21 protein-coding genes are annotated in these 20,335 nt (G+C 35.1%); 16 read left to right on the top strand and 5 right to left on the bottom strand.

What is annotated here, in order from left to right; translation table 11 throughout:
• Positions 1-50 precede the first annotated feature (50 nt).
• The 10 genes from VOI54_RS13970 (at position 51) to VOI54_RS13925 (ending at position 10,214) form a co-directional block, all read left to right on the top strand.
• Positions 51-959 carry a helix-turn-helix domain-containing protein gene (locus tag VOI54_RS13970; protein ID WP_326283470.1) on the top strand — a complete coding sequence of 303 codons (909 nt, stop codon included), beginning with the start codon at positions 51-53 and terminating at the stop codon, positions 957-959.
• A 66-nt stretch (positions 960-1,025) separates the two neighbouring features.
• Positions 1,026-1,640 (top strand): Rossmann-fold NAD(P)-binding domain-containing protein, encoded by a 615-nt coding sequence (locus tag VOI54_RS13965; protein WP_326283469.1) that lies wholly within the window; start codon positions 1,026-1,028, stop codon positions 1,638-1,640.
• 40 nt (positions 1,641-1,680) lie between these two features.
• Positions 1,681-2,787 carry an MBL fold metallo-hydrolase gene (locus VOI54_RS13960; protein WP_326283468.1) on the top strand — a complete coding sequence of 369 codons (1,107 nt, stop codon included), beginning with the start codon at positions 1,681-1,683 and terminating at the stop codon, positions 2,785-2,787.
• A 74-nt stretch (positions 2,788-2,861) separates the two neighbouring features.
• Complete coding sequence (locus VOI54_RS13955; RefSeq protein WP_326283466.1) at positions 2,862-3,134, top strand: hypothetical protein; 273 nt, start codon at positions 2,862-2,864, stop codon at positions 3,132-3,134.
• A 402-nt stretch (positions 3,135-3,536) separates the two neighbouring features.
• Complete coding sequence (locus tag VOI54_RS13950; protein ID WP_326283465.1) at positions 3,537-3,884, top strand: alpha/beta hydrolase family protein; 348 nt, start codon at positions 3,537-3,539, stop codon at positions 3,882-3,884.
• 255 nt (positions 3,885-4,139) lie between these two features.
• Complete coding sequence (locus tag VOI54_RS13945) at positions 4,140-4,916, top strand: response regulator transcription factor (protein ID WP_326283464.1); 777 nt, start codon at positions 4,140-4,142, stop codon at positions 4,914-4,916.
• Positions 4,917-5,024: 108 nt separating this feature from the next.
• Positions 5,025-5,546: a hypothetical protein gene (locus VOI54_RS13940; RefSeq protein WP_326283463.1), complete on the top strand. Its 522-nt coding sequence runs from the start codon at positions 5,025-5,027 to the stop codon at positions 5,544-5,546.
• An 89-nt stretch (positions 5,547-5,635) separates the two neighbouring features.
• Entirely contained in the window at positions 5,636-7,813 is a 2,178-nt protein-coding gene (locus VOI54_RS13935) for a LamG-like jellyroll fold domain-containing protein (RefSeq protein ID WP_326283462.1), read from the top strand.
• Between the two features lie 6 nt (positions 7,814-7,819).
• Positions 7,820-9,301: a T9SS type A sorting domain-containing protein gene (locus tag VOI54_RS13930; RefSeq protein WP_326283461.1), complete on the top strand. Its 1,482-nt coding sequence runs from the start codon at positions 7,820-7,822 to the stop codon at positions 9,299-9,301.
• A gap of 115 nt (positions 9,302-9,416) precedes the next feature.
• Positions 9,417-10,214, top strand: coding sequence for a cation efflux transmembrane domain-containing protein (locus tag VOI54_RS13925; RefSeq protein ID WP_326283460.1), 798 nt, complete (start codon positions 9,417-9,419; stop codon positions 10,212-10,214).
• Between the two features lie 49 nt (positions 10,215-10,263).
• Here the strand turns inward: VOI54_RS13925 and VOI54_RS13920 are convergent, their stop codons facing one another.
• The 5 genes from VOI54_RS13920 to VOI54_RS13900 all read right to left on the bottom strand — a co-directional run bounded on the left by VOI54_RS13920 (position 10,264) and on the right by VOI54_RS13900 (position 14,314).
• Entirely contained in the window at positions 10,264-10,713 is a 450-nt protein-coding gene (locus VOI54_RS13920; protein WP_326283459.1) for a DUF2062 domain-containing protein, read from the bottom strand.
• Between the two features lies 1 nt (position 10,714).
• On the bottom strand, positions 10,715-11,377 hold the full coding sequence (locus VOI54_RS13915) for an SRPBCC family protein (protein ID WP_326283458.1): 663 nt from the start codon (positions 11,375-11,377) through the stop codon (positions 10,715-10,717).
• 11 nt (positions 11,378-11,388) lie between these two features.
• On the bottom strand, positions 11,389-12,351 hold the full coding sequence (locus VOI54_RS13910) for an NAD-dependent epimerase/dehydratase family protein (RefSeq protein ID WP_326283456.1): 963 nt from the start codon (positions 12,349-12,351) through the stop codon (positions 11,389-11,391).
• Positions 12,348-13,136: an SDR family NAD(P)-dependent oxidoreductase gene (locus VOI54_RS13905; RefSeq protein WP_326283455.1), complete on the bottom strand. Its 789-nt coding sequence runs from the start codon at positions 13,134-13,136 to the stop codon at positions 12,348-12,350. The genes VOI54_RS13910 and VOI54_RS13905 overlap by 4 nt, the downstream gene beginning before the upstream one ends.
• A 128-nt stretch (positions 13,137-13,264) precedes the next feature.
• On the bottom strand, positions 13,265-14,314 hold the full coding sequence (locus tag VOI54_RS13900; protein ID WP_326283454.1) for a helix-turn-helix domain-containing protein: 1,050 nt from the start codon (positions 14,312-14,314) through the stop codon (positions 13,265-13,267).
• Positions 14,315-14,545: 231 nt separating this feature from the next.
• Between VOI54_RS13900 and VOI54_RS13895 the strand changes: the two genes are divergently transcribed.
• From VOI54_RS13895 to VOI54_RS13870, 6 genes are all read left to right on the top strand, one after another.
• Positions 14,546-15,640: a type 1 glutamine amidotransferase domain-containing protein gene (locus VOI54_RS13895; protein ID WP_326283452.1), complete on the top strand. Its 1,095-nt coding sequence runs from the start codon at positions 14,546-14,548 to the stop codon at positions 15,638-15,640.
• Between the two features lie 103 nt (positions 15,641-15,743).
• Positions 15,744-16,793 carry a helix-turn-helix domain-containing protein gene (locus VOI54_RS13890; protein WP_326283451.1) on the top strand — a complete coding sequence of 350 codons (1,050 nt, stop codon included), beginning with the start codon at positions 15,744-15,746 and terminating at the stop codon, positions 16,791-16,793.
• 187 nt (positions 16,794-16,980) lie between these two features.
• Positions 16,981-17,436, top strand: coding sequence for a DUF2147 domain-containing protein (locus VOI54_RS13885; protein WP_326283449.1), 456 nt, complete (start codon positions 16,981-16,983; stop codon positions 17,434-17,436).
• Between the two features lie 17 nt (positions 17,437-17,453).
• On the top strand, positions 17,454-18,887 hold the full coding sequence (locus VOI54_RS13880) for an aldehyde dehydrogenase family protein (protein ID WP_326283447.1): 1,434 nt from the start codon (positions 17,454-17,456) through the stop codon (positions 18,885-18,887).
• A gap of 17 nt (positions 18,888-18,904) precedes the next feature.
• Complete coding sequence (locus VOI54_RS13875) at positions 18,905-19,402, top strand: hypothetical protein (protein ID WP_326283446.1); 498 nt, start codon at positions 18,905-18,907, stop codon at positions 19,400-19,402.
• A gap of 4 nt (positions 19,403-19,406) precedes the next feature.
• Positions 19,407-20,315, top strand: coding sequence for a helix-turn-helix domain-containing protein (locus VOI54_RS13870; protein WP_326283445.1), 909 nt, complete (start codon positions 19,407-19,409; stop codon positions 20,313-20,315).
• The last annotated feature ends 20 nt before the right edge of the window (positions 20,316-20,335 follow it).

The following is a 20,335-nucleotide window of genomic DNA, read 5'->3' as shown; positions in this document are numbered from 1 at the left end:
ATTGTATTTTCATAGACATAATAAGCATATCGGTTTAATTTAAAGGTAATATGGGGGATATTTTTGAAATAAAAAGCATTACGCAAATACATGATTTATTAGGGCAATCTGCGCCAAAACACCCCTTGGTGTCCTTAATTTATCTAAAAGATTTACCAAAACAGTTAGGGTTTGAAGGGGTTAGATTTATGTCAGATCTATACATGATTTCTTTAAAGGACGGTATTTCAGGCTCGTTTATGTATGGACGTAATTCCTATGACTATTCAGAAGGCACCATGGTATTTACAAAACCTAATCAGGTGATCTACGGTGAAAATGAAAAAATAGATGATGACTCAGAGGGTTGGATGCTGTTTTTTCATCCGGATTTAATCAGAAAATCAGAACTTGGGAAAAGCATTGGAAGCTACTCGTTTTTTGATTATGAAGTACATGAAGCCCTTCATTTATCACAAGAAGAACAAGATATTATCTTAGATCTAGCTTTAAAAATTGAGCGCGAGTACAATCAAAATATAGACAAGCACAGTCAAAAGCTTATCATTTCAAACATTGAATTGCTGTTAAACTATTGCACACGCTATTATGACAGGCAATTCTACATACGCACCAATTTAAACCAGGATCATGTTACGGAATTTGAGTCTTTTTTAAAAAATTATTTCAACTCTGAAAAGCCTCTAGAAATGGGTTTGCCGTCTGTGAAATATTGTGGAGAAGCCCTAAATATGTCGCCTAATTATTTAAGTGACCTATTAAAGAAAGAGACAGGAAAATCAGCAAAGGACCATATCAGTGCTTTTGTCATTAACAGGGCTAAAAATAAGCTGTTGGGGACTACAGATTCAATTAGTGAAATTGCCTATAACCTCGGATTTGAATATCCGCAACACTTCAGTAAACTTTTTAAGAGCAAAACCGGAATGAGTCCGGCAAAATACAGAAGTCAGAATTAGATAAAACCATATCAAATGAAAAAAATAATTATAACGGGAGCTACCGGAATGGTAGGCTAGGGGGTTATGCTGGAATGTCTGGATCATAACGGTATTCAAGAGGTTCTGGTCATTAACAGAAGGTCCATAGAACTACAGCACCCTAAATTAAAAGAAGTTTTACTAAGTGATTTTTCAAATCTGGAGGCCATTAAAGAACAGCTTACAGGTTATGATGCCTGTTTTTATTGTATGGGAGTTTCTGCTTTAGGGTTAAATGAAAAAAAGTATACGGACATCACTTTTGAAATCACCAGGGTTTTTGCAGATATATTATACGGATTAAACCCTCATATGACCTTTAATTATGTGTCCGGAGCAGGAACAGACAGTAGTGAGCAGGGCACAACCATGTGGGCCAGAGTAAAAGGAAAAACCGAAAACTATGTATTAAACAAAGGCTTTAAAACAGCTTATGCCTTCAGGCCAGGGTTTATCATTCCGGAACGTGGCATAAAATCCGGTACAGCTTGGTATAATGCGGTTTATACCTTGATCAGGCCTTTGTTTCCCTTATTTAAACGCTCCAATACTGTAACAACCACAACAAAAATTGGATTGGCTATGATTAATTCCCTGTTTAAAATTTCAGACATAACGTATCTTGAAAATAAGGATATCAACCATATGTCCCAGTTATAATTACCCTACAATGAAATTATTATATAAAATTTTAAAACGTATGATCTTAACAGTATTGACTATAATCACAATTTTAATTACAGGTTACTTTATATATGTCAGGCTTAACCCGGCCTTTGGTGGCGATGTCACTAAAACATTGCAAAATGAATACGCTTCCAAATCACCAAATTATACAGATGGAAAGTTTATTAATATAAATGGTGTTGATGACGACATATCATTTGGAAAGGCCTTTGAAATACTTAAAAAGATGCTTTTTAAAAACTACCCCAAGGTTAAGCCGGAAAAAGCATTACCTATAATAAAAGCTGATTCCACCGAAATAGCTCAAAACAAAACAGATACACAGCTGATTTGGTTTGGACACTCGGCCTTTCTGTTACAAATAGATGGGAAGAATGTACTTATAGACCCTATGCTTACTGATATGCCTTCTCCTATTCCCAGCAATGGCCAAAAGCGTTTTAACACAGCTTTGCCTATTGAAATAGAACAGCTACCACATATAGACCTTGTTTTAATCTCTCATGATCATTATGATCATTTGGATCATAAATCCATACAGCGGTTAAAGCATAAAGTAGGACATTATCTTGTTCCACTTGGAGTTGGTGTGCATTTAGAAGCCTGGGGAATAAGTAAAAACAAAATCACAGAACTTGACTGGTGGCAGGAAACTAATTTTAAAGGCTTGAAATTAGCCTGTACTCCGGCACAACACTTTTCAGGAAGAAAACTCAATAATAGAGCCGGTACACTTTGGTGTTCCTGGGTTATAAAGTCAAACCAAAATAGCATTTTCTTTAGTGGAGATAGTGGTTACAATACCCACTTTAAAACTATTGGTAATACGTACGGGCCATTTGATTTTGCTATGATGGAATGCGGACAATATAACAAGCTATGGCCATTAATACATATGATGCCGGAAGAAACCGTACAGGCGGGAATTGATGTAAAAGCTAAAGTCATTATGCCCATACACTGGGGCGCATTTAAACTGGCCATGCATGACTGGAACGACCCGGTAAAGCGAGTGTTCAATAAGGCCAATGAATTAAACATACCTATTATAACACCAAAAATAGGTAAGATTATTAACATCAATGATCTGGAAGGCACAGTAAATATGTGGTGGGAATAGGTATTATATATTAAGATGTGGAAATTATGGCATTCACTATACATTAAATCAAAAAGAAAATGTAGATTTAATAAGTGAAACATTTTAAGACCATAGCAGAGTATTGTCGTACCATAGGTATTCCGGGGTCTAAACAGCCTTTTTTTGATATCAGGCGTTTTGAAGAAAATATGCCAACTGTGGTCTCTAAAATGCCACCGTTTAAGCACGAGTTCTATGCTATTGCAATAAAAGTGGAAGACTCTGGTAAAGCCATAACAGGCCACCAGCCCACTTTTCCGGAAGGCGCAACCGTATTCTTTAATACGCCTTTTCAAATTTTATCCTGGGATATCCTTCCGGACTAGGAAGGTTATTATTTAATGTTTTCAAAAGAATTTATAACCCAATCTAGGCATCTAGAAGGTATATTAACGGAGTTCCCTTTTTTAAAAATAGATATATCCATTCCGTTTGAAGTGAAGCCCAATGAGGTTTCAACAACTTGAAATCGAGCTCTTAGAGGCTCACAGAACTGAACGAAATCTTAGTAGGAAAAGAGAGAGGGTTATCAATGTTGTCGAAGTCTGAGCTTCACTGTATAACATAACCTTATTTCTCTCTTTTGTTCTTTCTGATTAATCTATCTAATTTAATAGATTGTAAACTTAAGACGTATTAAAGCGGCACAAACTGTTAAAAAGACCTATGCTGAAACCGGTGAGTTTACCTATATCAAAGCCATTTCTACTACTGATAACACGGCTGCAATGTTTGGTGAGTTTGATTATTATTTGAATCCGGAACGTGGCGCTATTCCACAATGGAATGCAGATCAATTTGCCGTTGCAACCTGGGAAGATTGGCTGACTTTAGACCCTTTCCCATCAGCTTCAAAATTAAATAAGCCATTGCTTATGGTACATTCTAATGGCTGTGTATTGCCAGATTACACAAAGAAATATTTTGAATCGGTGCCTTCAAGACATAAAGAACTGGTATGGGGAGACATTGATTTGCCTTCTCCCATGCATCAATTTTCTTTTTATGATCAGGAACAGGAAGTAGGAATGGCTGTTAAAAAAACCGGCGCATTCTTTAAAAAATATTTACAGTGATTGGATTAGGAATACTAATGAGAGGATATCCATTTACATCTTTCTGCTTTGATTTCAGGGCACTAAATCCATGAAAATAGAGAAAAGAAAAACATTATTTGTATGAAATGGATTAAGATTAAGGTATTATTAATATATTTATAAATGAAACGCTATCACTTTGAAATTAAACATAATACATAAATCAAGCTTTCCTTGTGTTTCTTTATAGAAATTCAATGCATGGAATTTTAAAATCACTATAAAGGGAAAAGTATGTCAAAAAAAACAAGGGAAATTTTTAAGTTGTTTGATGAAGCCTCTAACCATTTATCAACACTTGGAGGGAAAATAGATACCGGTATAGTCAATCAGTTACTATCTAACCTGTATTCTCCCGGGCCATCTTTTCAATATATCTTTGATTATTCCATAAGAGAATTTATACATATAAGTTCCGGTGTTAAAGATGTTTTAGGCAAAGTTAGTCACCGCTTTACTGCAAATGATTTTATGGAGCATATGCATCCGGATGATATAAAGTATTTTTTGCATTGTGAGGAAATTGCCAAGTATTTTTTATTTTCCTTTATAGCTAAAGAAGAGCTCCCTCATTATAAAGTATCCTATCAATTCAGGTTAAAAAACGCCTCAGGGCATTATAAGTTATTTTTACATCAGGCCATAGCTTCATCCTGGGAAGATGATTATAAAATGTCTTCATCACTTGCTAATCATTCGGATATAAGTCATATAACCACTATCAACAATAAAAAGATGTCGTTTATAAATATTGCAGGAGGCCAATCCTATTACGGCATCAGGAAAATAGAAGACTTACATAATGTTAACCTGAATAAAAAAGTTGTATCGGGTAGAGAGCTTGAAGTTTTAAGCCTGATTGCCGAAGGTTTTGTGTCACAGGAAATAGCAGAATATTTAAACATAGCAGTAGACACTGTTGCCACACACAGAAAAAACATCTTAAAAAAGACCGGCTTTAAAACATTTTCTCAAGCTACGGCACATTTTATAAGAGAAGGATTGATTTAGATTTATATAGAGTCTTTAACCTAAAAATACCCTCTAGAGGGTATTTTTTTGTACCAATAAATTGCAGAAATTTACAATGATGCTATTAATCCTTTAAATTCAATTACAATGAAAGCTCTTATATGTGTCGGTTTAATTTTCTTGTCATGTAGCTTTATATCAGGGTGTTCCAAAGATGATTATATATATGCAGTTGATTATGATATAGCTGTGATTTTAGTAGGAGATATAGATGAATTTGCCTGGACACTTGCTTTAGATGGATATGGAGAACAAATAAATCAGTTATACAACCCTTTTGATCTGCAATCTAACGGATCATTCTTTCAGACAGGAGATTTGAATGCAGAAACAACCTATTCTTTTAAAGCCTCTAATTTAGATGGTATGTCTATTGGTTTTTATACTTCAGAATATGAAAGTACAGAAACTTATAATATGTCTATCAATGTTGTAATACACAAAACCGAATATGACAAAAGAGATAAGGCCAGTACATCCCAAATTGCAAATTTCACAAAGTCATATCAAAGGTCGTCATCTGTTACAGGGTTTAACGAAATAGATTTTGTGCTTAAATCAACAAAAGCGAATAACAATGTAGAATGTACAGGAAATGCTTGCCCATAATTACGATGCTTTGTTCTAAAAAACAAATATCTCAAACCCTGTGAAATAGCCTACTTTGATTTATGGATTAAAAAAATAATCCTCTAATCATGCAACATACTATTAAGTATCTGGTTTTATTTTTAACTGTATTTTCATTACAGAACATATTAGCACAAACTTCTATACGTTTAAATGGAACTACAGATTATATAGCCATTGCGCATGATCCATCTCTATCATTAACAGGCAATTTTACCTTAGAAGCCTGGATCAAACCTAATGCCATTAGTGGAGAGAAAACCATTTTAATTAAAGGAAATAATGGCCAATGCGGAAACTATGGACTATTTATAAAAGATGGAAATTTAGCTTATGTATCCGGTGGGGAGTGTGGCTGGAATGGAAGAGGAGCAAATTCTAACCTGCAAACAGGGATTTGGCAGCATGTTGCTGTAGTAGGAGCAAGCAATAATTTAAAACTTTATATTGATGGCATCCTTAAAGATGAAATACCCTTAAGTACTATGCTGGGGCCTGAAAACACTGATGAGTTATGGATAGGGCGATCCATTTTTTCAACAACAAATTTCTTTTTTAATGGTTTTATAGATGACGTAAGGATTTGGAATACTGCCAGAACACAATCTGATATACAGAGTACCATGAATACCGGGCTTTCCGGATTAGAGCTCCATTTATTAGCCTATTATAAATTAGATGATATAGAAACTACCTGCGATATTGAAGATTGCACCCCTAATGAAAACCATGGTACCAGAATAGATATTAATGACAATACTAATTTTCCGGAATATAGTGGAGATCAACCTGGTTTAACACAGGTGGAGTGTGGAGTAACCTTTAATGACTGTATAACATTTCTTGGAGAGTTTCAATTATTTGTTGATTCGGTAAAACTTAATTTACAGGAAGCTAATGCCAATAGCTTTTTAAATGATGTATTACAGGTTACAGAGACTATTCAAAACCTTCAATATTACTATGCAAACAGAAATCAGATAGTTGACGCGTATTATGATTTCCTGACTGATCTTTGTGTTGAATTCCCCAGTTTTTTTAAACTCAATCAAACCATAGATGATATACAGTTTAAGTATTTGGGTTCCTTAAGGGAACAGGTTCATATATACCTAAGAGATTATCTGAGGTATTACCCGGAAAAAGAAAATCAGTTTATTACAGCTTTAGATTTATCAAATCCAAACGCTTTCAAATACCTGAAAATTTGGAACGACCATCATGTGCTTATCATTGATAATTATAGTTTGAGCAATTTACAATTAGATATTGTAAGTAACCTACTGGAAAGTATTCCGGATACAATTACAGATCTGGGAGTAGTCATGTTTAGAGCGTTTTATACTGATGATTTTCAAAATTTGATAACCACCCAAAGTGTCAGCTTTATCAATTCATTTGGTAACCCTATTGGTACATGGACAGATAATGGATTCCCCAGCGATTTTGAATCTTTTATTTCTGATCAGTTTTCTATAGCATTAAGCCATGAGATTTGCCACACCATAGACTTTGATTATCTCAGGTTTAATACAAGGCTTCAGGACTGGAAAGAAGCTATGCTAAGTGCTTCCGGCACTAATTATAATGAATATCTTAGAACCAAGGTTTTAGATGCTGGAGGTCATGATTTTTTTCAAGTCCATCCCATTGAGTTTTTTGCCTCCTTGGCTAACATATATTTTAGCCATTCCAAATTATCCCTGGAACTGGCTGTAGACCGATTCAATAAAGGTTATAAGCAGCCTATAAATCAATTTCTGCTCATGGCAGATGCACTTTCCTCCGAATCAAACAGTACACAGTTTTATATCATTGACAGCAATTCCAACCTGACCTTAAGCCATCATAGCATTGAACGAAATTCTAATGGCTATATCAGTAAACTTGATCTAACAAACAGTTGTTCAATAGAATTCACTTATGATTCAAATCATTTTGTTAACACTATGATTATCCCGGACTTAAGTAGCTTAAACTGTGGCATTACTTTAAGTGATACCAATCATTCATTAGACCAAATCGTAGCTGCATACCCCAATCCGGCATCCAATCGTATTATTATAGATTATCCTTCAAACGAAAAAATTACTACAAGCCTACTTGACATATTTGGCCGTATTATTTACCCTAAAAGCCATTCAAAACAATTGAATATAGAACACTTGTCCTCCGGCACTTATTTCTTATTACTGGAAAGTATAGTTACCGGGCATAAAACCATAAAGACATTCTTAAAACCATAAATAATCATGAAATCAAAATTACTTTTTTTCTTATTGATTCCTTTAGCTTCTTTTTCTCAAGTACAAATAGGTGCTAATATTAACGGGGAAGCTGCCGGAGACTTTTCCGGAGAAAGCATTTGTTTATCTTCTAACGGAAACATTGTAGCCATTGGAGCTATTGATAACGATGGTATAAATGGAGCCGACTCTGGCCACGTACGAGTTTATGAAAACCAGGGTGGCAGTTGGGTACAGATAGGTGCAGATATAGACGGAGAAGCTGCCAATGACTTTTCCGGAGAGAGTGTTTGCTTGTCTTCAAACGGAACTATTCTGGCTATAGGAGCTACAGAAAATGACGGTGCTAATGGAACAGACTCGGGCCATGTACGGGTTTATGAAAACCAAAGTGGCAGCTGGGTACAGATAGGGGCAGACATAGACGGAGAAGCTGCCGAAGATTTTTCAGGCCTAAGTGTGAGTTTGTCCGGTGATGGTACTATTGTGGCTGTTGGTGCAGAAAGTAATGATGGCGCCAATGGAACAGATTCAGGGCACGTACGGGTTTATGAAAACCAAAGTGGCAGCTGGGTACAGGTAGGTGTAGATATTGATGGGGAAGCTGCCGATGATTATTTTGGAACTAGTGTAAAGCTATCAAATAATGGAAACATACTAGCTGTTGGAGCTTTAGGAAATGATGGTAACGGAACAGATTCAGGCCATGTACGGATTTTTGAAAACCAAAGTGGCAACTGGGTACAGATAGGCTCAGATATTGATGGAGAAGCTACTGAGGATTTTTCAGGAGAAAGCATTAGCCTGTCTGCAGATGGTAGCATAGTAGCTATTGGGGCCATTGATAACGATGGTGTTAATGGAAACGGATCTGGTCATGCACGGGTGTATCAAAACCAAAGTGGGAGCTGGGTTCAGGTAGGTGCTGATATTGACGGAGAGGCTGCAGGCGACGGGTCGGGAGTTAGTGTAAACTTATCTGACGACGGAAGTATTTTAGCCGTTGGGGCCTATTTTAACGATGGTGTGAACGGAGCAGACTCAGGCCATGTACGGGTGTATCAAAATCAAAGTGGGAGCTGGGTACAGATAGGAGTTGACATTGACGGGGAAGCTGCCGATAATTTTTCGGGGTTTAGTACAAGCCTGTCATCAAACGGTATGATATTAGCCGTATCGGGTGATAGCGATGATAATGGTGTAGATTCTGGGCATGTCAAAATTTATGACTTATCTGCTGTACTGTCAGCCACAAGTTTTTATCAACATTCTGTTTCATTTTATCCTAATCCGGTAAAAGATGAGCTAACTCTTAGTATGGCAAAAGGTTTAGAACTTAAAAAAATCACAGTTTATAATATGTTAAGCCAATATCTATTTTCCACTAAAGCATTAAAAATTGATACAACTAGTTTAAAAAATGGCATTTACTTTTTTGAAGTAGAAACCAATAAGGGGATATCTACAAAGAAAATTGTTGTAAAATAAGGTAATGAGTTTAGTATAGTACAAAAAGCTTATTATGCAGTTTTGATATCGGGTGATTCTGGATGATCCGATAGCAACCTGTGTCATATAAGTTTTAAAACCCTATATTTATTTAGTGAAAAAAACCTTGTTTAAAATATCAAGAATGGATTGCCCTTCAGAGGAGAATCTCATTCGTTTAAAGCTTACGGAAAATACCAATGTCAAACATTTGAGTTTTGATCTTGAAAACAGAGAGCTGCTAATCTATCATAACAACGGTTTAGACAAAATTACATATGATCTAGGAACTTTAGATTTAGGTGAAAAATTAATACATTCAGAAGACGCTGATCTGAATTTGGAATTTGACAACGAAAGCAAAACCCAAGCTAAACTACTTTGGATTGTTTTAGGTATAAACTTGGCTTTCTTCCTAATTGAAATGACTACCGGACTCCTCTCCAAATCCATGGGGCTTATTGCAGACAGCCTTGATATGCTTGCAGATACTTTTGTGTATGGTTTAAGTCTGTTAGTTGTTGGCAAAGCCGCAAAGCAAAAGAAAAAGATTGCTAAACTGGCAGGTTATTTTCAAATTCTATTGGCTGTAATTGGACTGATAGAAGTTGTAAGGCGGTTTACCGGAATTGAACAGGTTCCAAATTTTAAGACCATGATAATTGTTTCTATCCTGGCATTAATTGCAAACAGTGTTTGTTTGTTCTTACTGCAAAGAAGTAAAAGTAAAGAAGCCCATATGCAGGCAAGTATGATATTCACATCTAATGATGTTATTATAAACCTTGGGGTCATCATTGCCGGTATTCTGGTTTTATGGTTAAATAGTAATATGCCCGATTTAATAATTGGTATAATAGTCTTTGCTTTAGTTATTCAAGGTGCCTTTAGAATTTTAAGACTGTCTAAATAATACAGGTTATTTCTCAGATTATATAGGATATATATGGAATAAAATTTACTCACACCTCCTTTGTTTTTAGCTGTCTATTTTCTATAAATTGCTTTAAAATATAATAAGAAGCAAATGCAAAAAGAATTCCTGTGATGACTCCACCAACAACTAGAGAAATATATACATCGGTTCCTGCTTTTAAAATCGTATTAGCAAACTGCATATTAATTGTTTTTGGCATTTCAAAAGACGATGAAATCCCAAGCACCTTTTTTCCTAACCAGTAGTTAAAAGCAAATATAAACGCCCCCGTAAAAAGGTTTGTATTAAACACAGCTATACAAGCAGCTTTGGTATTTACTTTTAAAAATTTAGATATACCAAATGCAACAAAAATTTGAAAGCCAGGAATAGGAATCATACCTATAAATGAGCCTAAAGCAAACCCTTTTGCTATTACTTTCGGACTATCTTCAAGCTTAAAAAGCCCCTTAAATAAATTAATTGGATTTTTCATTTTACAAAAGCCTTTCTTTTAAATTAATGAATGAGTTTATTAGTTTCCGTTGTATAATAGGGTCCCTTACAAACCTTGGTATATTGGATTTTGTTAGTGAAACTGCATAAAACTCAACTTCAATAGTTCCATTCTCAGATGTAGTTAAGCGCCATTCGGATAAGTTATAGCCTTCACGGGTAACGCCTTTCTGTGGTTCTATAAAATCAGGTAAAGACTTAGAAGAGAGTATAATTGTATTGTGCTTTTGAGTTATAGTAGAATGTGTAACCAAGTCTTGCTGTTTAAACGGAAATGGTATATCATAGGTTGTATGCGAAATCCAATTAGTAACACCATTTTTTAGAAGATTCACGTCTCTAACACCATCATTCCAAAGCCTTACATGTTTTGGTTGTTTTATATGAGATACTATAGAATCAATATTACTGAATTGTAATTTAAATTTTGCTGATAATTCACGAGTTTCAATTGTGTCAGAAACCACTAAATTCCGATAATTAAGGCTGACGCCTTTTTTGTATTTTACCTCTTTCCATTGTCCCTTTCTTGCAATAGATACAAATTCCTGAAGGGTATTAATATCGTTTAATGATTCATTTTGAGCTTGTACTTCAAGTGATAGAGTACATAGCGTTGCTAATAAAATTATTGTTCTGGTCATAATAATTTGTTTTATGTATTTGAAAAATAGTCTATGGCATCAGTTATAGCATTTTCAACAGGCTGATAGCTAATGTTTAATTGCGTCATAGATTTAGTATTAGAAAAGTAGTTTTCAATGCATAAAATTTTCATGTTTGTTAAACTCAAGCTTGATTTTATATGAAGCCTTCTTAATATATTTCCAAAATAGCCTGTAGCTATTAAAAGTGATTTTGGAATCCTTATCATTATTGGGCTTTGACCTGTTATTGTATTGAGTGTTTTAAAGAATTTTTTATAGCTTAAATTTTTATTAGCTAACAGGTATTTTTCTCCTGAAATGCCTTGGCTAATAGCACTGATTATACCTAAAGAAACATCCTTTACATGCACAAAATTCTTGCCTCCGGGAGGGTAAAATATAATTTGTTTCTTCCAACCCATCAATACTATTTTTCCTGAACTTGGCTTTGAGTCATACGCCCCCAACATAAATGTTGGGTTCACTATAATAGGTTCTATATTGTGCTTATTTTTTAACAGGTAGTTTTCAGCTTCTAACTTGCTTTTGGCATAGTATGATTGTTTAAATAAAGGGTTCATTTTTTTATATTCAGAACCAGGGGCTTTAAGTGAACCAAAGCCTAGTGTATTGGCTGTACTAACAAAGATGAATCGTTTTACATTAGCCATTATAGCTGTATTGTATAACTGTATAGTAGCATTACAATTAATTTTCCAATACGCCGAATAATCAACTAAGCCTTGGTCTGTTGCAGCTGCGGCATGAATAACAATATCGATACGTCTTAATAACGATGAAAAATCATCAAACAAACTGCCTTCCAGTAATTTTAGGTTATCATGCTGTTTCCCTTTAAAACTGTGCTTATTTCTAACAAGTCCGGTAACCAGATAGCCTTGATTTAAGAGATCATGACATAAATTGGTGCCCAGTAAACCACTGACTCCGGTAACAAAAATGCGTTTCATGATGCTTCTCTTTTAACAATTTTGGTCATCATAGGAACTTTTATCCAATTTGGCAGGAGTGAAGAGAGCATCCAACTCATAGGGTTTATTAGTATAAAAGTTGTGCCCCGAAACATTTTTTTTATTGAATATTCAGCAACTTTTTGAGGTTCCAATAAAGTTAATTTTCCTATAAAACCTTGTTTTTCAATGCGCGCAGTAATTTCCGGGTTGGTTTTCATAGCACCGGGATTTATAACACTCACAGAAACATTGCTTTGTTTTAATTCTTCAGAAAGTCCCAATGAAAATGAATGTACAAACGCCTTTGACGCAGGATACACCGTTTTGTAACCTACAGGAGAAAATGCAGCAATACTTGATACATTGAGTATATATGAACGTGGTTGCTGTTTTAAATTAGGAAGCAACTGGTGTGTAAATACTGTTGTAGCCTTAACATTTACCTGAATAATGGTATTAAGGTAATTAAGCGATGCATCTTCCAGTTTTTTTGTACCACCGGTGCCTGCATTATTTATTAAAATATCAATAGTATAATTTGTATTTAAATGCGTTGTCAATGCAATAATATTTTCATCAGAAGAAAAATCTGTTTCAAAACAAGCCACATTGACATTATATTGTGTTGTTATATGTTGAGCCAGTTCTTTTAAATTTTGATTTGGAAGACTAATTAAAATGAGATTATGTTGTCTTTTGGCAAGTGAAAGTGCAAATGCTTTTCCTAAACCCTGGCTGGCACCGGTAACTACAGTATATTTATGTTCTGAGTATACTTTCATTGTTATTTGTTTAAAAATTATGAAACAAAAGTAGACACAGCACCTCTTTTAAATACTCATGTTTATAAATACGAACACAAATTCATTGTTTTGATTACCAGATAGTTAAAGTTGAAACATGTTCTGAATTATAACTTAGAACTTTGCTTTTTAAATTCAGAAGGCGTTTGATTTGTAAGTTTCTTGAAAGTGGTATTAAAAGCTGTTTTAGAACTGAAACCAGATTCATACGCAATTCCTAAAATTGTTAACTTATCTAAAGATTTATCTAATAATAATATTTTGGCTTTATCAATACGATAGCTATTAATAAATTTAAAGAAATTCTGATTAAACCCATTATTAATAATATAGGAAAGCTGATGTGGTGTAATTTGCATGTCTTCAGATAAAGAAGCTAAATTTATATCTTGATCTAAATACAAATGTTTTTCTTTCATAAGTAGATTTAATTTAGATTTCAACTCAACAAGTTCTTCATCTTTTAATATTTTACGTTTAATAGTATTGTTGGTTACTTCATCATTTTCAATAGCTATAACTTCTTCCCGGTGTTTTTCATTTATTGGAAATATTTCTTTTTGTTTTAATGCGTTATAAGCTATAAAGAGACTGGTGCCCAGCATTATAATATTTAGGTATAAATTTAGAGGGAGCCCTATATAAATAAGGTTAAAGGCACTAATAACAACAACCATTACGACAATAACAAGTATGATATTTTCTAACCATTTCAAATCAATATCATCAGTATTAGAAGAAAATAATGTTATTTTTCGCCGATGTGTACGAAGTTTTAAATAGGACTTTATTATATATATAATTGTATTGGTAAGTACTAATATAATGATGTAGGTCTGTAAATTATTATGAGCGGTTTTATTTAAAATTACCAGTACCAAGTAAATAATGGGAAGAACAAAAAGGGTAGTATCTTTAGCCTTAAATTTATGATTAGGATTAGTGAAAAACACTATACTTAAATAGAATAGTATAGGTGTAAAAAATTGTATAAAGGAAATAATTGGCCTTATTAGCTCACTTAATGGTTCGGCCTTTATAAGCATTAAAATTTCGTCTAACCAAAATGTTGACCATAAAAACAAAGCAATACCAAACCATAAATTTGCTTTTTTATTTACTTTCAAAGGATTAGAAAGCATAATAAACGACAGCATGATTAAAGATGAAAAAACAAGTATTTGAATTAAATGAATTAGCACTTAAGTTCTTTTCTTCAAATATACATTAATGCTTTTCAATCGTAGATAAAATGGTTGAGGTTATTTCATTAAAATATAATATGGTCTCATCCCAAAATCATCTTTTACTCTGACGGAATTATCATTCCAACAGGGTTTATCACTGCAATGGCTTTATTTAGTAGCATAATTCCAAACAAAAACATTATGCTTAAAAAATATCCAATCCTTAAATGGAGTCTAGTTGCGTTTACCACCTTGCTTATATTGCTGTTTGCATTTGGCTGGTGGTTTATAAGTTTGATACCGTCCTTAGATAAAGGTATGGCCGAAACACAAGTCCAAGATTTGCCTTATCTAACTGAAAATATCTCGGCAAAACGAGGAAAGATCTTAGCAGTGGTGACCAGTGTCACAACCATGGGAGACACCGATAAAAGTACCGGTTATGAGCTTACTGAGCTATCACGTGCCTATTATGTATTTCAGGCCAATGGCTTTGAAGTAGATGTTGCCAGTCCCTTAGGAGGCGCACCACAGGTTGTTATTGATGATGAGGACATGGGGGCTTTTGACTATGCGTTTTTAAATGATAGCACAGCCCAATATAAAGTGAAGCACACCATCCCGGTAAACCAAATAGAGGCTACAGATTACGAAGCGGTATTCTTTGTTGGGGGTAAAGGGACCATGTTTGATTTTCCGGAGAATACAGCCATCCAATCTATTGTCAGAACCTTGTATGAATCTGATAAAGTAGTAGGAGCCGTATGCCATGGCCCGGCAGCTTTAATTAATGTTACTTTAAACAATGGCCAGCATCTGTTAAAAAACAAACAGGTGAGTGGATTTACCAATAAAGAAGAGTTATTACTTATTCCGGATGCCGAAACTATATTTCCTTTTTTATTGCAGGATGAGCTTATGGCACAGGGTGCCCGTTTTAATGAAGGCGCCATGTACTTGGAGCAAATCAGCCATGACCAAAATTTGGTGACCGGTCAAAATCCGTGGTCTACCTGGAAACTGGCAGAAACTATGGTGGCCCAATTGGGATACACCCCAAAACCCAGAACCATCACTGCCGAAGAAAATGCCGTAGAAGTACTTAAGGTCTACTACACCAAAGGTTCAGATAAGGCAAAAGCACGTATAGAACAAATGATCACTAAAGAGCACAAAGACGTTGCACGTATGCTCTTTGCCTCACATAGTATAGTATCCGTTATGAAAAGGGAGTTGGGGCAATGTTTTAGCCTGATGGGCTTAACCTCCTATGCAAAAAAAATAGCTAATGACTAATTAGGGTTTATATCTATAGATACCATTTTAAAAGGCATAGGCAATAAAAGGCCTGTGCTTTTTTGCTGTAGTAAATAGTGTTATTTTTGACAAAAACAGACTGTTGAGATTTTTAGATATCGTATTGATCATTATTAGTAGTGCCGGGCTTTTGCACGGAGTACTGTTTGCTCTTTATCTCATTGTTTTTAAAAAGAAAAAAGGATTATCCAGCCTGCTCTTAGGACTCATCTTAATTTTTATGGCCTTCAGGATTGGTAAGTCCGTAATGCTCAATTTTGGTGACGGTTTAGAGCCGGTCTTTATATTTATTGGCCTGGCATTTCTCCTAATCATCGGGCCACTTTTACGCTGGTATGTGCTAAGCATGACACGCCCGGATTTTAAACTTCCCAGGTACTACCTGTTAGAATTAGCACCTTTTATCCTCTTTTTTATGGCCAGCCTTTTTGTGACAAAAGACTGGTACAGCAACAGCAAATGGGTCATTATTATATTTTCAAGCGGACTTATTTTTATATACCTCCATTTTGCAACTTATATTGCTATGGCTTGGAGGATTTTTAGGCTTGCCAAAAAGAAACACCAAAAAGCCCCGATGACCAAATCCCAAAAAGCTGTATTTAACTGGTTAAAACCCTTACTTATTGGTTTTGTTGTTATTTGGTGGTCTTATGTTTTAAACATCCTGGATGAGGCTGTTCCCTATGTTATCGGGCCCATTATGTATTCCCTGGTGATCTATTATCTGAGTTATAAAGCCTTTCAGCTTAAAGCCACAGATATGGACGGTCATGTCTTTAAACCCAATAATGACCATCAGCTATTTGAAGCCCTTTCAAAATTGATGGTTGACAACAAACTGTATCTGGAACCTGATCTGTCATTGACAAAACTTAGTAAAATGCTGGGGAAGAGCACCCAGCAAATATCTTTGGTTATTAACCAGTGTGCCCAAAGAAATTTTAATGACTATATCAATTATTACCGTATCCAGGATGCCAAAGCCTTACTTTCAGATCCTGAAAATGAGAAATACACCATTTCATCCATAGCTTTTGATATGGGTTTTAGCAGCTTATCTTCATTTAACACTGCGTTTAAAAAGTTTGAAGGGACAACACCGTCTGCTTATAGAAAAAAAATGAAATAGGTATTTCCTGTAGATGATTTTTATATCAAATCATACTTAGGGTTATTTAAAAGTTGTTAATTGCAAAAACCGGTGCAGGAGAATTGTATGCTATTTCTGTAAAACGGATACCATAATCCGTAATCAGCACCCCTTATAAGCCTTAATATACGCTCAATTTTGCAATAGAATTTTAGAACATATCAACATGACAAAATCTATTTATGTAAAATTAAGCCCTTTAGCTCTATTCTTTTTTATGCTTGTTAGTACTACAAATGTACAGGCACAGGATAAGGCAGATACTATTATTGGGATTTGGGAAATGAATGACCAATCCGCTAAGATGGAAGTGTTTAGGTCTGGAGACGAATATCAGGCTAAGCTCCTTTGGGGAAAGGATATTACAAACCCTGACGGGACTTCAAAAACCGATAATAATAACCCGGATGCTAAACTTAAAAATCGTGACCTGATAGGTATGACTTACATTACCGGTTTAAGCTATGACGATGAAGAATGGGAGAATGGGCACGTGTATAATAACGCTAACGGAAAGTGGTACAAATGCTATGTATGGATTAAAAAAGATCGCTTGCATTTAAGAGGCTATTTAGGATTACCCATGTTGGGGCAAACTACCAAATGGAACCGAGTTAAATAATACTCAAAAGACAGACTATGGATCATCAAATTACAGAACTCAACAGAATATTTGATTTACAAAAATCAAATTATTCCCCAGCAAACAGTCCGTCGTATTCCACCAGAATAGACCGGTTAAACAGATTAGACAAACTGATACGTACACATTTTAAAGAGCTATCCTTAACCATACAGGAAGATTTTGGTACACGCAGCGCGGATTGGGCATTTACAGCAGATGTATATTCCCCTTTGGATTTAATAAAGAAGGTAAAGCGGAATCTGAAAAAATGGATGGCACCTGAGAAAAGATCCTCGGGGCTTTTAGCCTTAACGGGACAACGTACATACCAGATAAATGAACCTTTGGGAGTAGTGGGTATCATGTCGCCTTTTAACGCTCCTGTTAGTCTGGCCTTAGACCCTGCAATTGAAGCTTTAGGCGCAGGAAATACTGTCATTATTAAAATTTCAGAACAGGTGCCTAAAACAGCAGATTTAATGCAACGTTTGGTAGCTCAATATTTCAAAGAAGAAGAGCTAGCCGTTATTACAGGAGAGATAGACGTCTCTGTGGCTTTTGCATCTAAACCCTGGGATAAATTCTTTTTTACCGGAGGCTCAGAAACAGGTAAAAAAATTCTTGAAGCCAATGCTAAAAACTTAACCCCTGCAATATTGGAACTGGGAGGCAAATCACCTTGTGTTGTTTTGGACGATGCCAATATGGAGTTTGCTGCAAAACGAATTGGAATGGTGCGTCAGCTTAATGCCGGTCAGATATGCATTTCAGGTGATTATGCCTTTGTTCCTAAAAATGATCTGGATAGTTTTGTAGATATAATAGTTAAAACCAGTGAAGAAACTTATCCTAATATTATTGAGAACCGGCATTTTACGTCTATTATTAACAACAAAGAATTCCATAGAATAGTCCATTATATAGATGAAGCCAAACAAGCTGGGTGTAAGGTCATTGAAGTCAATCCGGGTAACGAAGCAGTTCCTGATTTAGCTACTCGAAAAATCCCATTAACACTGGTTATTAATCCACCTAAAGATTTAAAGGTTGCCAGGTATGAGGTATTCGGCCCTGTTTTAACGGTTTTTAGTTATACACATTTGGATGAGGTTATTGCCCATATTAATGCTAACGAGAAACCATTGGCATTATATGTATTTGGTAAGAATCAAAAGCACATAGACAAGGTGGTTAACCATACATCAAGCGGCGGTGTGACTATTAATGATCTGTTCATGCACGCCAATGCAAAAGATATGGGCTTTGGAGGTGTGGGGTATAGTGGTATGGGGCGCTATAAAGGCGGTAAAGTTGGTTTTTATGCATTTACCAATCCCAAAACAGTTTTTAAACAAGGATTGATGGGGAAATTTACCGAAAAGTTTTTTCCGCCATTCAAATCTGAAAGCGCAAGAAACCTGCTACGTGCACAAGTTAGGGTTAAATAAAATCGTAATTTTATACTATGAATGTATTGGAACACACAACCACCTGGTATAAAGGTGAAATTTTTGAAGCGACTATCATTGGGGTTTTTGGTACTTTATTCATTCTAATAGCCCTTGCTTTTTGGAGATTAGGAAAAACACCAAATACCCAGGCCATGGTCATTCCGCTATTAATTGTAGGACTGTTACTAGGTTTTACAGGCGCGTATATGGCCTATAGTAATTCTAACAAAATAAAAGTGCTGTCAGAAACTACAATAGAAAACAATCAGGAGTTTGTACAGGCAGAAAAGCAACGCGTAGAAGATTTTCAGGCATTATATACCTATACTAAAATTGGAGTAGCAATATGTTTTGCTATGGCCATACTTATATTTTTTATAACAGAACACAGGCACTGGCAGGCTATAGCCATTGCACTTATTCTTATAGGGGCCTCCGGTCTGACCATTGACTATTTTTCAAAAGAGCGCGCTGCTATTTATTATCAGGAACTTTTAAAAATTATAGGATAGTATTATGAGCAATATATTCACAATAGATTCTATTAGCCAGGTTCATAGCATGCTAGGTTGTGAACCTCCTAAGCACCCATCCATAACGTTTTTAAGGTTTTCTGAAATGAATATTCCTGAAGATGCTGTATTTGAAAGAGCCAATGTTAATTTTTATATCATTTCTTTAAAATCAGCTAAAGGTAAGATGCGTTACGGACGTCATTATTATGATTTTGAAGCCGGAACATTACTTTTTTCTTCGCCAAATCAAGTCTTATATCCCGATCATTTACTCAATGATTTTCAGGATGAAGCGGGGTGGAGTTTAATTTTTCATCCTGACTTATTGTTCGGAACAGATTTAGGTAATAAAATACATCAGTATCATTATTTCTCATACGAAGTTCATGAAGCCTTACATCTTTCTGAATCCGAACAGCAAAAGATAAACGATTGTATTTCCAATATCGTTGAAGAGTATAGCCAAAATCTTGACGGGCATTCCCGGGAGCTAATAGTTTCAAATCTGGAGCTTTTATTAAATTATTGCAAGCGCTTTTATAAGCGTCAGTTTCTCACACGTACTAAACAGAACAAGGGTGTAGTTACGCAAATAGAAAAATTATTAACCGCCTATTTCGATTCAGAAAAGCCGGCAGTTTTAGGCTTACCTTCAGTAAAATATTGCGCTCAACAAGTTAATTTATCACCAAATTACTTAAGTGATTTACTAAAAAAAGAAACAGGTAAGAATACCAAAGAGCATATTGATTATTATCTTGTTAATAAAGCTAAAAAAATGCTTTTAAGTACCTCTTTAACCATAAATGAAATAGCTTATGACTTAGGATTTGAGCAACCAAAATCCTTTAGCAAACTATTTAAAAAAAAGGAAGGGATAAGCCCCAATGCATTTAGGAAAATAAATTAACACAACAAGAAATTACACTG

Origin of the sequence: Alterotamlana spongicola, assembly GCF_035818475.1 — a bacterium.
Classification (GTDB): domain Bacteria; phylum Bacteroidota; class Bacteroidia; order Flavobacteriales; family Flavobacteriaceae; genus Cognatitamlana.
The sequence above is the reverse complement of the archived record's forward strand: the minus strand, read 5'-3'. Positions and strand labels throughout refer to the sequence as shown.

Excerpts from the sequence above, each read along its gene's own strand:
- VOI54_RS13895 (WP_326283452.1), top strand. The coding sequence starts at position 14,546 with ATGCTTAAAAAATATCCAATCCTTAAATGGAGTCTAGTTGCGTTTACC.
- VOI54_RS13910 (WP_326283456.1), bottom strand. The coding sequence starts at position 12,351 with ATGAAACGCATTTTTGTTACCGGAGTCAGTGGTTTACTGGGCACCAAT.
- VOI54_RS13885 (WP_326283449.1), top strand. The coding sequence starts at position 16,981 with ATGACAAAATCTATTTATGTAAAATTAAGCCCTTTAGCTCTATTCTTT.
- VOI54_RS13870 (WP_326283445.1), top strand. The coding sequence starts at position 19,407 with ATGAGCAATATATTCACAATAGATTCTATTAGCCAGGTTCATAGCATG.
- VOI54_RS13905 (WP_326283455.1), bottom strand. The coding sequence starts at position 13,136 with ATGAAAGTATACTCAGAACATAAATATACTGTAGTTACCGGTGCCAGC.
- VOI54_RS13950 (WP_326283465.1), top strand. The coding sequence starts at position 3,537 with ATGTTTGGTGAGTTTGATTATTATTTGAATCCGGAACGTGGCGCTATT.
- VOI54_RS13970 (WP_326283470.1), top strand. The coding sequence starts at position 51 with ATGGGGGATATTTTTGAAATAAAAAGCATTACGCAAATACATGATTTA.
- VOI54_RS13880 (WP_326283447.1), top strand. The coding sequence starts at position 17,454 with ATGGATCATCAAATTACAGAACTCAACAGAATATTTGATTTACAAAAA.
- VOI54_RS13965 (WP_326283469.1), top strand. The coding sequence starts at position 1,026 with ATGCTGGAATGTCTGGATCATAACGGTATTCAAGAGGTTCTGGTCATT.
- VOI54_RS13900 (WP_326283454.1), bottom strand. The coding sequence starts at position 14,314 with ATGCTGTCGTTTATTATGCTTTCTAATCCTTTGAAAGTAAATAAAAAA.
- VOI54_RS13930 (WP_326283461.1), top strand. The coding sequence starts at position 7,820 with ATGAAATCAAAATTACTTTTTTTCTTATTGATTCCTTTAGCTTCTTTT.
- VOI54_RS13945 (WP_326283464.1), top strand. The coding sequence starts at position 4,140 with ATGTCAAAAAAAACAAGGGAAATTTTTAAGTTGTTTGATGAAGCCTCT.
- VOI54_RS13935 (WP_326283462.1), top strand. The coding sequence starts at position 5,636 with ATGCAACATACTATTAAGTATCTGGTTTTATTTTTAACTGTATTTTCA.
- VOI54_RS13915 (WP_326283458.1), bottom strand. The coding sequence starts at position 11,377 with ATGACCAGAACAATAATTTTATTAGCAACGCTATGTACTCTATCACTT.
- VOI54_RS13960 (WP_326283468.1), top strand. The coding sequence starts at position 1,681 with ATGATCTTAACAGTATTGACTATAATCACAATTTTAATTACAGGTTAC.
- VOI54_RS13875 (WP_326283446.1), top strand. The coding sequence starts at position 18,905 with ATGAATGTATTGGAACACACAACCACCTGGTATAAAGGTGAAATTTTT.
- VOI54_RS13940 (WP_326283463.1), top strand. The coding sequence starts at position 5,025 with ATGAAAGCTCTTATATGTGTCGGTTTAATTTTCTTGTCATGTAGCTTT.
- VOI54_RS13920 (WP_326283459.1), bottom strand. The coding sequence starts at position 10,713 with ATGAAAAATCCAATTAATTTATTTAAGGGGCTTTTTAAGCTTGAAGAT.